The sequence below is a fragment of the Bradyrhizobium shewense genome, assembly GCF_900094605.1.
Taxonomy (GTDB): domain Bacteria; phylum Pseudomonadota; class Alphaproteobacteria; order Rhizobiales; family Xanthobacteraceae; genus Bradyrhizobium; species Bradyrhizobium shewense.
This window is the reverse complement of sequence record NZ_FMAI01000042.1, coordinates 25351-39017: the sequence shown is the minus strand read 5'-3', so window position 1 is coordinate 39017 and position 13667 is coordinate 25351. Positions and strand designations below refer to the sequence as shown.

Below are 13667 nucleotides of genomic sequence, written 5' to 3'. Positions count from 1 at the left end.
GCTTCAAAGCCCTTGGATGAAGCGGTCTCCCGTCCGTTACCGCACCGGACACTCTATCCGATCCAGCGATTCGAGACTTACAAGGATGACGGATCGGGATAAGCGTTTGCAACGATCGGCGAGCGGTATGGACTAGCGATGTCCCGAGCGCTTGAGATCGGCGACCTTGAACCTGTTGCCGGCAGCCAAGCTGCTGCAAAACCAGTGGGCCCTGTTTCGATTGTCGCCCAGGAACACCTTTGTCTCGACGCAATTCTCGAAGGAGGTATGGGTGATGGTGTCTCGGCACGTCGGCGAGAAAGGTCCATAGTTCAGACCGCCGCCCGACTCGCTGCATCCGATCCAGGGCTCATTGCCATGCCGGAAGCTTGATGCACAGCCACCGTTGCAACTGCTGGCGACTTTCTCCAGGCTGGCTATCCTCCCCATCACAGAACCCGGTGCATAGGAAGGCGTGCGCGCGGTTGCCGTTCGCGGGGTTGACACAGTCCGACGCGGCGCCGTTGTGTTTGCTCCTCGCTCCGACACGTGCGGCTTTGCCACCTGTTTCGGCGCATCGACCGTGACAGGGGGAAGCGTGGCGGCGGAGCCGGTCGGGATTTGCGATGCCGCCGGGGCGCACAGCAAAACGGTCGACAAGACAGCGATGGTTGAAGGCACGACAAGGCGGCTCGATGACAATCTCATGACCATGTCCTTCCCAATCCGGACGGTAATCCCGCGCCGGTAACTGCACGGTAACAGACATTTGGGATTGGGCAACCGAGGGTTGAGGCGACCTCTGCCTAACGATTGGCCATGGTGGTCAGGTGAAAGTGGAGCACGTCAACTCGTTCTCGTGCCCCGGACGTAGCGCAGCGCTCCCGGCGATGCGAAGCATCGTCCGGTGCGGTGCGCTGCAGAGCCGGGGCCCATGCGGCCGCAGCGTCGCGTATCGCGTTCTGGGTCCCGGCTCTGCGCAGCAGCGCCATAGCGTGTCGAAGACGCGCGTGTACGCGCTTAGGGCACGCTGCAGCGCGTCCGGGACACGCAGTCCAAAATAAAACGGGGCCCGTGAGGGCCCCGCAAAACTCAGCGGCTTGTCCGCGATCTTACTTGATCTTGGCTTCGCGGAATTCGACGTGCTTGCGCGCGACCGGGTCGTACTTCTTCTTGACCAGCTTGTCGGTCATGGTGCGCGAATTCTTCTTGGCGACGTAGTAGAAGCCGGTGTCGGCCGAGGACACGAGCTTGACCTTGATGGTGACCGCTTTGGCCATGTTCAGAACCTCAGAAATGAAGGGAATCTGGAGCCGGCCAAACGGCCCGCGTTGGCCGGCAACCTAGCCAGAAACCGCCTGATGTCAAGGTTTCGAAGCGTTTTCAAGCGAAGTGGGCACCGGTTCGCGTCAAGAAAACGCGTCAAAAACAACAACCTAGAGCCCTGTACGGGGCTCTAGGGCCGAAAACCGCCCAAATCGGGCCCATTAGGCTTCGAAGAACCGGTTTTTCGGCCGTGGCAGGCCCAGATTCTCCCTCAAAGTAGGCCCTTCATACTCTTTGCGGAAAATCCCGCGCCGCTGCAGCTCCGGGACGACCTTGTCGACGAAATCGTCGAGCCCGGCGGGCAGGAACGGGAACATGATGTTGAAGCCGTCGGAGCCGCGGCCGACCAGCCATTCCTCCATCTGGTCGGCGATGGTTTTGGCCGTGCCGACGAAGGACAGCCCGCCATAGCCGCCGACGCGCTGGGCTAGCTGGCGCACGGTGAGCTTGTCGCGCCTGGCGAGGTCGACCATGCGCTGCCGGCCGCTCTTGCTGGCGTTGGTCTCGGGGATATCAGGCAGCTGGCCAGCGGGGTCGAAGCCCGAGGCATCGGTGCCGAGGATGACCGAGAGCGAGGCGATGGCGCTGTCATAGTGCACGCGGCTGTCGAGCAGCGCGCGCTTCTCCTTGGCCTCATCGACGCTGTCGCCGACCACGACGAAGGCACCGGGCAGGATCTTCAGATGCTCGGGATCGCGGCCAATCCTTTCCATACGGCCCTTGATGTCGGCATAGAGCTTTTGTCCGTCGGCGAGGCTGCCGCCGCCGGTGAACACGGCTTCCGCCGTCTCTGCCGCGAGCTGCTTGCCGTCTTCGGAGGCGCCGGCCTGCACGATCACCGGCCAGCCCTGCACGGGGCGGGCGATGTTGAGGGGGCCGCGCACCTTCAGATATTTGCCGTTGTGATCGAGCGTGTGCATTTTCGCGGGATCGAAAAATAGCCCGCTCTCGACATCGCGCACGAAGGCATCATCGGCGAAGGAATCCCACAGGCCCGTGACGACATCGTAGAACTCGCGGGCGCGCTTGTAGCGCTCGGCATGCTCCATGTGATCGTCGAGGCCGAAATTCAGCGCAGCATCCGGGTTCGATGTCGTGACGATATTCCATCCGGCGCGGCCGCCGCTGAGATGATCGAGCGAGGCGAAGCGGCGCGCGACGTGGTAGGGCTCGTCAAAAGTGGTCGAGCCCGTGGCGATCAGGCCAATCCGGTCGGTGACCGCCGAGAGCGCCGACAGCAGCGTAAACGGTTCGAACGAGGTCACGGTGTGGCTGCGCTTGAGCGCGTTGACCGGCATGTTCAGCACGGCGAGGTGATCGGCCATGAAGAAAGCATCGAACTTGCCGGCCTCTAGCTTCTGGATCAGCGTCTTGATGTGCCCGAAATTGAAATTGGCGTCGGGCCAGGCCCCGGGATAGCGCCAGGCGCCGGTGTGGATGCTGATCGGGCGCATGAACGCGCCAAGCTTGAGTTGCCGTTGTGCCATCGCCCGGTGTCCGTTCTTGGTGACGCTCGGGAAGACATAGGAATGCCGGGGAACTCCGCCATTGGGGGAGGCGGGAAGATTTTTTCGTTTTTCGATCAAACCTCAGCACGTTCGCGTCGTTCCGGGGCGCGCCCCATCGCGCGAGCTACGATGCGCAATTGCGCATTTGAGAATCCATCAAGCCGCGGACACCGAGGCGAGAGGGCTACTGCCCCCGGGCCCTTTGATCGAAGGCGCTCAGCACGGCGAGCGTCATCGCGGTGACGCCGGTCTGGATGGTCGGTTTCGGCACCGGGGCGAATTGCGGCGAGTGATTGCCGGGAAGCGGCGGGCCGCTGCCGTTGCGCGCGGCGGCGACGCGGTCGGGCTCATAAACGCCGATGTTGAAGAACATCGACGGCACGCCGGCGTTGACATATTCCGAATAGTCTTCGCTGGTCGTGTTCGCAGGGCTGACGTTGAACTTGTCGCCGAAGGCCGCTTTCAGCACCCGCTCGGCCTGGCCGACCACAGCGGCATCGTTTACCACCGCCTTGGTCCCTTCGTCGATGTGGATTTCGGGCGCCGGTGCATCCGCCATCGCCGCCACCGCTTTCGCCGTCCGCTCGATCCCGGCCAGCATCCTCGCGCGCACCTGCGGCTTGAAGCTGCGGATCGTGCCGATCACCCTGGCCTCGTCGGGGATGATGTTGCCAGCGGTGCCGGCGTGGATCGCGCCGATGGTGACGAGGCCGAATTCGGTCGGGTCCTTCTCGCGGCTGATCACGCTCTGGACGTCGACGACGAAGCGCGATGCCATCATCACGGGATCGATCGTCGCCTGCGGGATCGCGCCATGGCCACCGCGGCCGACGAATCTGATGAAGAGACCGTCGACATTCGACGATCCGACCCCGACCCTGTAGGTCACGGAGCCGTAGGCCCCACTGCCGTCGTGCAGGGCAAATCCCGCATCGGGTTTCGGAAAGCGGGTGAACAGGCCATCGGCGATCATCGCCCTTGCGCCCGCGACCTCTTCCTCGGCGGGCTGCGCGATGAACATCAGCGTTCCGTGCCACTGGTCCTTGATGCCGACCAAGGTCTTCGCCGTGCCGACCCAGCTCGCCATGTGGATGTCATGGCCGCAGCTATGGGCGACGAATGTCTCGCGGCCCTGCCAGATCTGCTTGTCGCGGCTGGCATAGGGCAGGCCGGTCTTCTCCTCCATGGGCAGCGCATCGAGCTCGGTGCGAACCATGATGGTGGGACCGTCACCGTTTTTGTAGATGGCAACAAGGCCCGTCTTGCCGACATGCTCGGTGACTTCAAAACCAATCGCACGCATCTCGCCGGCGAGTTTTGCCGCGGTCTTCTCCTCCTGGAAGGCAATCTCGGGATGGGCGTGGATGTCCTTATAGAGCGCGTCAAGCTTCGGGTATTCGCTCTCGAAGGCGGTCTCGATGGTTTGCTTCAACCTGGCGACGTCGAGCTCCGCATGGGCGGGCGGCGAGAGCAGGCCGCACAACGCCACGGAAGCGAGCAGAGGCCTTACGAAGCGCATCATCTGATCCTCCGGTTGTTTAAGGCTCTTCCTTCACCTAGCACATCTCGTCGCATCTTTCCGCCATAGAAATGGAAGAACGGCACCGGCGCATCGCGGCGGAGCGGGCTGTCGCGTTGAGCAGGTTGCGCGTCATCGGATGCAGATCGGCGAGCAGCTTGACCAGCCCCGCACCGAGGCGTCTCTTCGAACCAATCCGCTGCTCGCGCCGACCAAGCCATGACCCCGCGAGGAGACGCTTCAATGGCCGGCGCAATGACCGTGGACGGCGGTATCGTCCGCATCGACCGGCCCATGCCATGGGTCGGCCGGCTGTTGTCGCTGCCGCTGCTGGCGGCGAGTGGCTATCTGCTGTGGAACGTTGCGCTCGGCCTGCGCCAGGACTTTTTCGGTTTTGGAAGGCTCGCCGACGATCTCGTGCCGGTGCTGGTGTTCACGGGGTTCGGGCTGCTCGTCGGCATCCCTGGCCTCATCCTGCTGACGTTCCGCTACTTCGTCGTGCTCAACGAGACGCTGCGCCAGATCGTCATCACCAGGCAGTTCGGCCCGCTGAACATCCGCTCGTCGCGCAATCTCGCCGACTATCACTTCATCAGTGTCATCGACGACTACGACACGGATCTGACGACATATGACGTCAATCTCTGCGGCAACAAGGGCATCGAGCCGATCACGCTTCAGAGCTTCACGCGTCGTGAGGAGGCGGATCAGCTCGCAAGCGAAATCGGCCGCGTCCTCAAGCTGCCGGCGCGCGATTATGTCGGCACCGAACCGGATGCGGACTGACTAGCCCAAAATATCCTTCTGCATCTTGCCGCCGTAGAAATGGAAGAACGGCACTGGCGCATCGTGGCGCAGCGGGCCGGTGGCAAGGCGGGTGTGGAGCTCGTTGAGCACGTTGCGCGTCATCGGATGCAAATCGGCCAACGGCTTGGAGCCGAGCTCGACCCAGACCAGCTCGACCAGTTCGGCATCGGCATGGATCACGCCCTCGACGCGATGGGTGATCGCGGAGGCGTCTGCCGTGAAGAAGCGCGTGTCGAACCGCTTGACCCGGCCGGGCGGGGTGATCGCGCGCGCGATCAGGAACAGGCTGGAGGGATCGGGCAGGAGGCCGGCATCGGCGAACGGCTTCCAGGGGCCGTCGAGCTTTGTCACTTTGCCCTCGGCCGTGCGCCCGAGGCAGAGGCCGGTTTCTTCGCAGGCCTCGCGGATCGCGGCGATGGCGAGCGACTTCGCGCGAGAAGCGGGGGTCTTCGGGCTGCCTTTGGCGAGGTTGGCCTCCAGCTCGGCCGTGATGGGCGCGGCACAGGGCACGCGATAGTCGGCCTTGTCGACGCGCCCGCCGGGGAAGACGAACTTGCCGGGCATGAACACCACCTTGTCGTGGCGCTTGCCGACTAGCACTTTCGGAATGGCGCCGCTGCGGTCGACCAGGATCAGCGTTGCCGCATCCCTCGGACGGAAATAGGGATGATGATCGGCTTCCTTCTCCTCGTGGACCTTGGCCTTCTCCGCGACTTGCGCAATATCCGTCATGTCCTCACCCAAACGCTTTTTGCTTCTTGCTTACACAGGCGGAATACCATCCGGAGGGTTCTCGTCAAACCCGTGCATGCGCAGAGCCCATTGCAGGCCGACCACAGCTCCCTTGACCGGCTGCAGCAGCGCGAGCGAGGCGACGAAGGTGAAGGGCAGATAGGCCGCGAAGCTGAGCCAGACCGGCGTCGTGTAATTGGTCTCGATCCAGAGGATCGTGGGCACCACGATGTGACCGACGATGACGATGACGAGATAGGCGGGCAGATCGTCGGCGCGGTGCGGCGTGAAATCGAGGCCGCATTTGGCGCAATCGTCTGCGGTCTTCAGGAAGGCGCGGAACAGCTTGCCCTCGCCACAGCGCGGGCAGCGGCCGCGAAAGCCGCGCTTCATCGCCGTCCAGAGATCGCGCTTCTCGACGAGACCCGTCTCGCGCGTCCAGATTTTTGGGGCCGTGCTCATCGTCACCATGCTTTGCCCTTTTTACCGCCGCCTTTGCCCTTGTTCTTTCCCTTATTCTTTCCCTGGCCCTTCTTCGGCTTGCCGGATTTTGGCTTCGCCGGCTTGCGTTTTCTATCCGGGCTGCGTCCGGGATGCGCCTTGAACGAGGGGCGGCGCTGCGGACCGGATGGTCTGCGTTCGCGCGGCGCGGTCTCACTGGAGGACGACAGCAGCTCGAAACGAAGCGCGCCCGCGATCGGCGCTGCCTCGATGAGGCGGACGTCGACCACGTCGCCGAGCTGATACATGGTGCGGCTGCGCGTGCCGACGAGGGCGTGTCGGCTCTCGTCATAGTTGAAATATTCCGTGCCGAGGGATCGGATCGGGATCAGGCCGTCGGCGCCGGTCTCAGCGAGCTTGACGAACAGGCCGGCGCGGGTGACGCCGGAGACCCGGCCCTGGAAGCTCGCGCCGATGCGATCAGCCAGGTGATGGGCAATCAGCCGGTCGACGGTCTCGCGCTCCGCCTTCATCGCGCGCCGCTCGGTCACCGAGATATGGGCTGCGACCTCGCTTAAGGTTTCCGGCGTCTCGCTGTCGGGCAGCGCGCCTTCGCCGAGACCGAGCGCACGAACCAGCGCGCGGTGCACGACGAGGTCGGCATAGCGGCGGATCGGCGAGGTGAAATGCGCGTAGCGGCGCAGGTTCAGGCCGAAGTGCCCGTAATTCTCCGAGGAGTATTCGGCCTGCGCCTGGGCGCGCAGCACGACCTCGCTCACCAGCGGGTAATAATCATGGCCTTCGAGCTGGGCCAGCACGCGGTTGAACGTGGTGGGACGCAGCGCGCCTGATTTGGCGAAGGGAACGTCGAGCGTCTCCAGAAATTCCGCGAGCGCGTGGACCTTCTCCAGCGTCGGCTCGTCGTGCACGCGGTAGATCAGCGGGAGCGATTTCTTCTCCAGCATCTCGGCGGCTGCGACGTTAGCGAGGATCATGAACTCCTCGATCAGCTTGTGCGCATCGAGCCTTTCAGGGACGACGACGCGGTCGACCGTGCCGTCGCTCTTCAGGAGGATCTTGCGCTCGGGCAGGTCGAGATTGAGCGGATCGCGCTCGTCACGCGCGCGCTTGGCGCAGACATAGGCGGCGTAGAGCGGCCTCAAGATCGGATCGAGCAGGGGGCCGGTGGTGTCATCCGGCCGTCCGTCGATCGCGGCTTGCGCCTGCGCGTAGCTCAGCTTGGCGGCCGAGCGCATCAGGATGCGGTGGAAGCTGTGCGAGCGCTTGCGGCCGTCTGGGCCGAGCACCATGCGCACCGCGAGCGCGCCGCGCGGCTCGCCCGGCACCAGCGAGCAGAGATCGTTGGAGATACGCTCGGGCAGCATCGGCACGACGCGGTCGGGGAAATAGACCGAGTTGCCGCGATCGAGCGCGTCGCGGTCGAGCGCGGTGCCGGGCCGGACGTAGAAGCTCACATCCGCAATGGCGACGTTGACGATGAAGCCGCCCTTGTTGTTGGGATCGGGATCGGCCTCAGCATGCACCGCGTCGTCGTGATCCTTGGCGTCGGGCGGATCGATGGTGAGAAGCGGCACGTCGCGCCAATCCTCGCGCCCTTTCAGGTTAGCCGGCTCCGCGGCTTCCGCATCGCGCATCGCGCCGGAGGAGAATTGCAGCGGGATGTCGTGGGCGTAGATCGCGATCAGGCTGATCGCCTTCTCCGACTTGACCGAGCCGAGCTTCTCTTTCACGCGGCCGGACGCCAGCCCAAAGCTGCGCGTGCGGACGATGTCGACGCTGACGAGATCGCCGTCCTGCGCGCCGTGTGTGTCGGCCGGGGCGATGTTCAGCTCGCGGTCCGCGGACTTCTTGTCGACGGGGACGAGCCGTCCGCCGCCTTCGGGAAGCGCGCGGAACACGCCGAGGATGCGGCTCTTGGCCTTGTCGAAGACCTTGATGATGTGGCCGCGATAGGCCGGGCCTTCGGTGTCGTCCGTGCGCTCGACGCGCAGCAGCACGCGATCGCGGACGCCGGCGACGGTGCCTGGCTTTGGCCGGCGCGGCATCTGGATGTGTATTGTGGGGGGCTCGCCACTCTCGACCTCGTCCCATTCGGTGGGTGAGGCGATCAGCTCGCCGTCAGCGTCGCGGCCGGTAATGTCGGCGACCAGCGTCGGCGGCAGCGCGTCCGGCTCGGACACCTTGTGGCGCTTCTTCTTGATGGTTCCGTCGTCGGCGAGCTCGCGCAATATGCGCTTGAGCTCGACGCGATCGGCGTTCTTCAGGCCGAACTCGCGCGCAATTTCGCGGGTGCCGACGTTTCCTTGATTTGCCTTGATGAAGGCGACGATGGCTTGCCTGTCGGGAAAGCCATGGTCATTCTTGCGTTTCACTTAACCTCTAATTCTTGATCTCAAGTCTTGCCGGCACTCTTCTTGGCCGGAGCCTTGGTAGCGGCGGCCTTGGTCGGCGACGTTTTTGCGGTCGACGACACGGCTGCGCGCGCCTTGCTGGTGGATTCAGTTTTCGATTTGGCCGCCTTCTTCGCGGCCGGCTTCTTCTTCGGCGCGGCGTCATCGCCGTCCGCAGCCTTCTCTGCAGACTTCTTGGCCTTGGCCGGCTTCGCTGCCTTCTTCGGCTTCTTGCCGCCGCCCTTGGCCGCGCGCTCGTCGATCAGCGCAATCGCCTGTGCCAGCGTGATCGTGTCCTTCTCGAACTCGGCCGGGATCGTCGCGTTGACGCCGCCCGCGGTGACATAGGCGCCGTAGCGGCCGCTCTTCACCGTGACGGTGCCGAGCGAGGGATGATCGCCGATCGCCTTGCCGGGATCCGCGCCGAAGCGGCGGCTCGGGCCCTTGGCGACCTTCTCCGCGATCAGCGTCACCGCGCGGTTGAGGCCGATATCGAACACCTCGTCGCCGGCCTCCAGGCTGGCATAGGTCTTCTCATGCTTGACGAACGGCCCGAAGCGGCCGAGCCCTGCGGTGATCGGCTGACCGGTCTCCGGATGCTTGCCGATCTCGCGCGGCAGCGACAGCAGCTTCAGCGCAAGCTCGAGCTCGACATCGCCGGGCGAGGTGCCCTTCGGAATGCCGGCGCGCTTCGGCTTCTCGCCTTCCTCATAATCCTTCTGCTCGCCGAGCTGGATGTAGGGACCAAACCGGCCGGCCTTGACCCAGACGTCGCGACCCGTCTCTGGATCCTGGCCGAGCGAGCGGTCGGCGGTGGTCTCGCCGTCGGCGGCAAGCTGACGGGTGTAGCGGCACTCCGGATAGTTCGAGCAGCCGACGAAGGCGCCGAACTTGCCGGCCTTCAGATTGAGCCGGCCGGTGCCGCAGTTCGGGCACTGCCTGACGTCGCCGCCGTCGGCACGTGGCGGATAGATGTGCGGCCCGAGCATCTCGTCGAGCACGTCGAGCACCTGGGCTACGCGCAGATCCTTGATGTCGTCGACGGCGCCGATGAAACCGGTCCAGAAATCCTTCAGCACCTGCTGCCAGGAGATCTCGTTGTTGGAGATGCGGTCGAGCTGCTCCTCGAGACCGGCCGTAAAATCATATTCGACGTAGCGAGCGAAAAAGCTCTCGAGGAACGCGATCACGACGCGGCCCTTGTCCTCGCCGTGCAGGCGCTTCTTCTCCAGCTTGACGTAGCCGCGGTCCTTCAGGACCTGCAGGATCGAGGCGTAGGTCGAGGGCCGGCCAATGCCGAGCTCTTCCATGCGCTTGACCAGGGAAGCCTCTGAGAAGCGCGGCGGCGGCTCGGTGAAGTGCTGGGTGACGGACAGCGACTGCCGCTTGAGCGCGTCGTTCGGGCTCATCGCGGGCAGGCGGCGGGAGTCCTCGTCCTCCTCGTCGTCGCGGCCTTCCTGGTAGAGCGCGAGGAAGCCGTCGAACTTGACCACCTGGCCGGTGGCGCGCAGCTCCAGCGTGCGGGAGCCTGCTTTCGCCGTGATGTCGACGGTGGTGCGCTCCAGCTCGGCCGATTCCATCTGGCTCGCAATGGTGCGCTTCCAGATCAGCTCATAAAGTCGCGCCTGATCGGCATCGAGCTTGCGGCTCATGCTGTCGGGGCGGCGGGACATGTCGGTCGGGCGGATCGCTTCGTGCGCTTCCTGGGCGTTCTTGGCCTTGGCCTGGTACTGGCGCGGAGCGTCCGGCACATAGGCGTTGCCGTAGTCCTCGCCGATCACCTTGCGCGCCTGGGTGATCGCCTCGGGGGCGATCTGCACGCCGTCGGTACGCATATAAGTAATGAGTCCGGTGGTCTCGCCGCCGATGTCGATGCCCTCATATAGGCGCTGAGCGATGCGCATCGTGTGCGCCGGCGCAAAGCCGTATTTGCGGCTGGCTTCCTGCTGCAGCGTCGAGGTGGTGAAGGGCGCCTGCGGATTGCGCCGGGCGGGCTTCGCATCGACCGAGGTCACGGCGTAGGCGGCCGTCTCCAGCGCCTTCTTGAAGTCTTCGGCTTCCGCGCCGGTTCCGATGTCGAGGCGCTGGATCTTCTTGCCGTCGGCGCCGACGAGGCGGGCCTCGAACGCATCGCCGCGCGGGGTGAGCAGGGTCGCGATCAGCGACCAATATTCACGCGCGACGAATTTTTCGATCTCGAGCTCGCGGTCGCAGACGAGGCGCAGCGCCACCGACTGCACGCGGCCGGCGGAGCGGGCGCCCGGCAGCTTGCGCCACAGCACCGGGGAGAGGGTGAAGCCGACCAGATAGTCCAGCGCGCGGCGCGCCATATAGGCGTCGACCAGCGCGCCGTCGATCTGGCGCGGATGCTTCATCGCGTCCGAGACCGCCTGCTTGGTGATGGCGTTGAACACCACCCGCTCGATCTTCTGGTCCTTCAGCGCGCGCTTTTCCTTCAGCACCTCCAGCACGTGCCAGGAGATTGCCTCGCCCTCGCGATCAGGGTCGGTGGCGAGAATCAGGCGGTCGGCGTTCTTCAGGGACTTGGCGATGTCGTTGAGCCGGCCGGCCGCCTTGGGGTCGACCTCCCAGATCATCTTGAAATTGGCGTCGGGATCGACGGAGCCGTTCTTCGCGGGCAGGTCGCGGACATGACCGAACGAGGCCAGAACCTCATAGGACGAGCCCAAATACTTGTTGATCGTCTTGGCTTTCGCCGGCGACTCCACAATGACGATATTCATGTAGTTCCAGTAACTTACGGGAAAATCTGAGGCCGAAAACGAAAGGACTCGGGTCGGCCGTTTCGCCCCGAACATGGGTGGTGAGGCCCTCGCTGTCAAATCGAAGGCTGTTGAAAGACGCCCGGATGGGAAAAGTTTCATATCGAGAAAGTTGCAAAATACCACCTTGGAGTTGCGATCGATGTCGGCGTAATGTTTCGGCGGGGCATGGATTCGGGTGGGGGCTGGTGACTAGGCCGGGAAAGAAACGGGCGCGCGCCGCATCAGGCGCGCCGGGAGGCTCGCGTCACGAGGAACCGGGGGAGGGCGGCGTGGACGAGGCTGTCGCCTTCATCGCCGAGCAGGTCGGGGCATTGCGCAAGCTCGCCGAGCGCCACAAGCTTGACGTGCTGCATTATCTCCTGGGCATGACCAAGCTCGAGGCCGACGAGCATGTGAGGCTGCGGAGCAAGCGCAAGCTGTCGTGAGGGGGGCAGCCGACGTCAGCCCCGTCATCCTGAGGCGCGAGTGGCGCGATGCAAGGCATCGCGCCGGGAGCCTCGAAGGATGCACGGCCACGCTGGTGCAGCCGGGCCGTCGCCCTTCGAGGGGCGAGCACCTCAGGGTGACGGTGTGAGATAGGGGCGCCGTTCTATCCCCGTCATTGCGAGCGCAGCGAAGCAATCCAGAGTCTTTCCGCGGCGGCAGTCTGGATTGCTTCGTCGCAAGGCTCCTCGCAATGACGGCGTGGTGGGGTTACGGCTGTCACGCCAATCGCCGCCGCCGCGTCGCCCGCGGCTTCAGCGTGGTATCCGCTGGGCTGAGCAGTCGCCCATCCTCGGCGCGCATCTCGAGCTTCTTCACCGGGCGGCCTTTGGCGCGATCCACCAATACAGTCGCGATCTCCTCTGGGCGATCGTCGAACTCCTCGCTCCATTGCCTGAGCGCCACCAGGATCGGGAAGGTGCCGCGGCCCTTCGGTGTCAGCACATACTCTTGATAGGCACTGCCGTCGGAGGCGGGGGCGGTTGCCAGGATGCCGTGGTCGACGAGCGAGCGCAGCCGGACCGACAAGATGTTCTTGGCCATGCCGAGCTTGCTCTGGAATTCGCCGAAGCGGCGCAGGCCGAACAGCGCCTCGCGGATGATCAGCAGCGACCACCAATCGCCGAGCGCGTCCAGCGACCTCGCGATCGGGCAGCCATCGCCTTCGAAGCTGGTTCGTTTCACCATCGTTCCGGTCCTGTCGCGTTCGCACGATCGGCGTGCCGATCACGCGTTTGTGTGGTTGCATCATAAAACCACGCGCCCTAGATGGCAACTTGGTTTTATGATGCAACCACTGGAGGCGAACGTGAGATTGAAGAACAAGACGGCCCTGATCACCGGCGGCAATAGCGGCATTGGCCTTGCGACCGCAAAACTGTTCGTGGCCGAAGGCGCCAAGGTGGTGATCACCGGGCGCAACAAGGCGACGCTGGAATCGGCCGCGAAAGAGCTCGGGCCGAACGCGCTCGCGCTCGCTGCCGATGCCACCGACATCGCCGCGACGGAAGCTGCGATCAAGCAGGGCGCCGAGAAGTTCGACAAGTTCGACATCGTATTCGCCAATGCCGGCATCGCCGGCGGCACGCCGCTCGGCTCGGCCACGCTCGAGGTCTTCGAGAAGGTCATCAGCACGAACCTGACAAGTGTATTCTTCACGGTGCAGGCGGCACTGCCTTATCTCAGCGACAATGCCTCGATCATCCTCAACGGCTCGGTGATCTCCGTGCTCGGCATTCCCGGCTACTCGGCCTATGGCGCGGCGAAAGCCGGCGTGCGCGCGATGGCGCGGATCATGGCCTCGGAACTGTCGCCGCGCGGCATCCGCGTCAACGTGGTCGCGCCCGGCGCGACCCGCACGCCGATCTGGGGACCTGCAACGGCAACACCGGAAGCCGAGAAGGCGTTCGAGAAGCGGATCGCGCTGTCGACGCCTCTGGGGCGCATCGGTGAAACCGATCACGTTGCGAAGACGGTGCTATTCCTTGCCTCCGATGATTCCGCGCATGTGCAGGGCCAGGAGATCTTCGTCGACGGCGGCGCGGTGGCCTCGCCGAGCGGCGCGCCGATCTATCGCGGTTGATCAAGTGAAGTGAAAATTGAATCAGTCGGCGCGATCATTGCGATTGCGCCGGCAGATTCCTGCACCTGGCGAGCCATATATTCCTGAACCTTG

At 64.4% G+C, this 13667-nt stretch carries 12 protein-coding genes; 3 read left to right on the top strand and 9 right to left on the bottom strand.

Going from position 1 to position 13667, the window contains the following annotated elements; translation table 11 throughout:
• Nucleotides 1–132: 132 nt before the first annotated feature.
• From GA0061098_RS39880 to GA0061098_RS39865, 4 genes are all read right to left on the bottom strand, one after another.
• Nucleotides 133–687: a hypothetical protein gene (locus GA0061098_RS39880; protein ID WP_165637916.1), complete on the bottom strand. Its 555-nt coding sequence runs from the start codon at nucleotides 685–687 to the stop codon at nucleotides 133–135.
• A gap of 404 nt (nucleotides 688–1091) precedes the next feature.
• Nucleotides 1092–1259 (bottom strand): 50S ribosomal protein L33, encoded by a 168-nt coding sequence (gene rpmG / locus GA0061098_RS39875; protein ID WP_007603295.1) that lies wholly within the window; start codon nucleotides 1257–1259, stop codon nucleotides 1092–1094.
• Between the two features lie 207 nt (nucleotides 1260–1466).
• Complete coding sequence (locus GA0061098_RS39870; protein WP_091967058.1) at nucleotides 1467–2792, bottom strand: LLM class flavin-dependent oxidoreductase; 1326 nt, start codon at nucleotides 2790–2792, stop codon at nucleotides 1467–1469.
• 205 nt (nucleotides 2793–2997) lie between these two features.
• The gene (locus GA0061098_RS39865; protein WP_091967056.1) at nucleotides 2998–4335 is read right to left on the bottom strand and encodes an amidohydrolase; all 1338 of its coding nucleotides are present in this window, start codon (nucleotides 4333–4335) and stop codon (nucleotides 2998–3000) included.
• 240 nt (nucleotides 4336–4575) lie between these two features.
• On the opposite strand from GA0061098_RS39865, the gene GA0061098_RS39860 reads away from it, so the two are divergent.
• Entirely contained in the window at nucleotides 4576–5118 is a 543-nt protein-coding gene (locus GA0061098_RS39860; protein WP_091967054.1) for a hypothetical protein, read from the top strand.
• On the opposite strand, the gene GA0061098_RS39855 is transcribed toward GA0061098_RS39860, so the two are convergent.
• From GA0061098_RS39855 to topA, 4 genes are read right to left on the bottom strand one after another with little or no spacing between them, the layout of a single operon-like run.
• Nucleotides 5119–5871 carry an NUDIX hydrolase gene (locus GA0061098_RS39855; RefSeq protein ID WP_091967051.1) on the bottom strand — a complete coding sequence of 251 codons (753 nt, stop codon included), beginning with the start codon at nucleotides 5869–5871 and terminating at the stop codon, nucleotides 5119–5121.
• Between the two features lie 30 nt (nucleotides 5872–5901).
• Nucleotides 5902–6342: a DUF983 domain-containing protein gene (locus GA0061098_RS39850; RefSeq protein ID WP_091967049.1), complete on the bottom strand. Its 441-nt coding sequence runs from the start codon at nucleotides 6340–6342 to the stop codon at nucleotides 5902–5904.
• A complete protein-coding gene (rnr, locus tag GA0061098_RS39845) occupies nucleotides 6336–8705 on the bottom strand; it encodes a ribonuclease R (protein ID WP_091967048.1) in 2370 nt (789 codons plus the stop codon). The genes GA0061098_RS39850 and rnr overlap by 7 nt, the downstream gene beginning before the upstream one ends.
• Nucleotides 8706–8725: 20 nt before the next feature.
• Nucleotides 8726–11467, bottom strand: coding sequence for a type I DNA topoisomerase (topA, locus tag GA0061098_RS39840; protein ID WP_091967046.1), 2742 nt, complete (start codon nucleotides 11465–11467; stop codon nucleotides 8726–8728).
• Nucleotides 11468–11778: 311 nt separating this feature from the next.
• Between topA and GA0061098_RS39835 the strand changes: the two genes are divergently transcribed.
• Nucleotides 11779–11934 (top strand): hypothetical protein, encoded by a 156-nt coding sequence (locus GA0061098_RS39835; RefSeq protein ID WP_240536454.1) that lies wholly within the window; start codon nucleotides 11779–11781, stop codon nucleotides 11932–11934.
• Nucleotides 11935–12211: 277 nt separating this feature from the next.
• On the opposite strand, the gene GA0061098_RS39830 is transcribed toward GA0061098_RS39835, so the two are convergent.
• Nucleotides 12212–12679, bottom strand: coding sequence for a winged helix-turn-helix transcriptional regulator (locus tag GA0061098_RS39830; protein ID WP_091967044.1), 468 nt, complete (start codon nucleotides 12677–12679; stop codon nucleotides 12212–12214).
• Nucleotides 12680–12800: 121 nt separating this feature from the next.
• Between GA0061098_RS39830 and GA0061098_RS39825 the strand changes: the two genes are divergently transcribed.
• The gene (locus GA0061098_RS39825; RefSeq protein ID WP_165637915.1) at nucleotides 12801–13574 is read left to right on the top strand and encodes an SDR family oxidoreductase; all 774 of its coding nucleotides are present in this window, start codon (nucleotides 12801–12803) and stop codon (nucleotides 13572–13574) included.
• The last annotated feature ends 93 nt before the right edge of the window (nucleotides 13575–13667 follow it).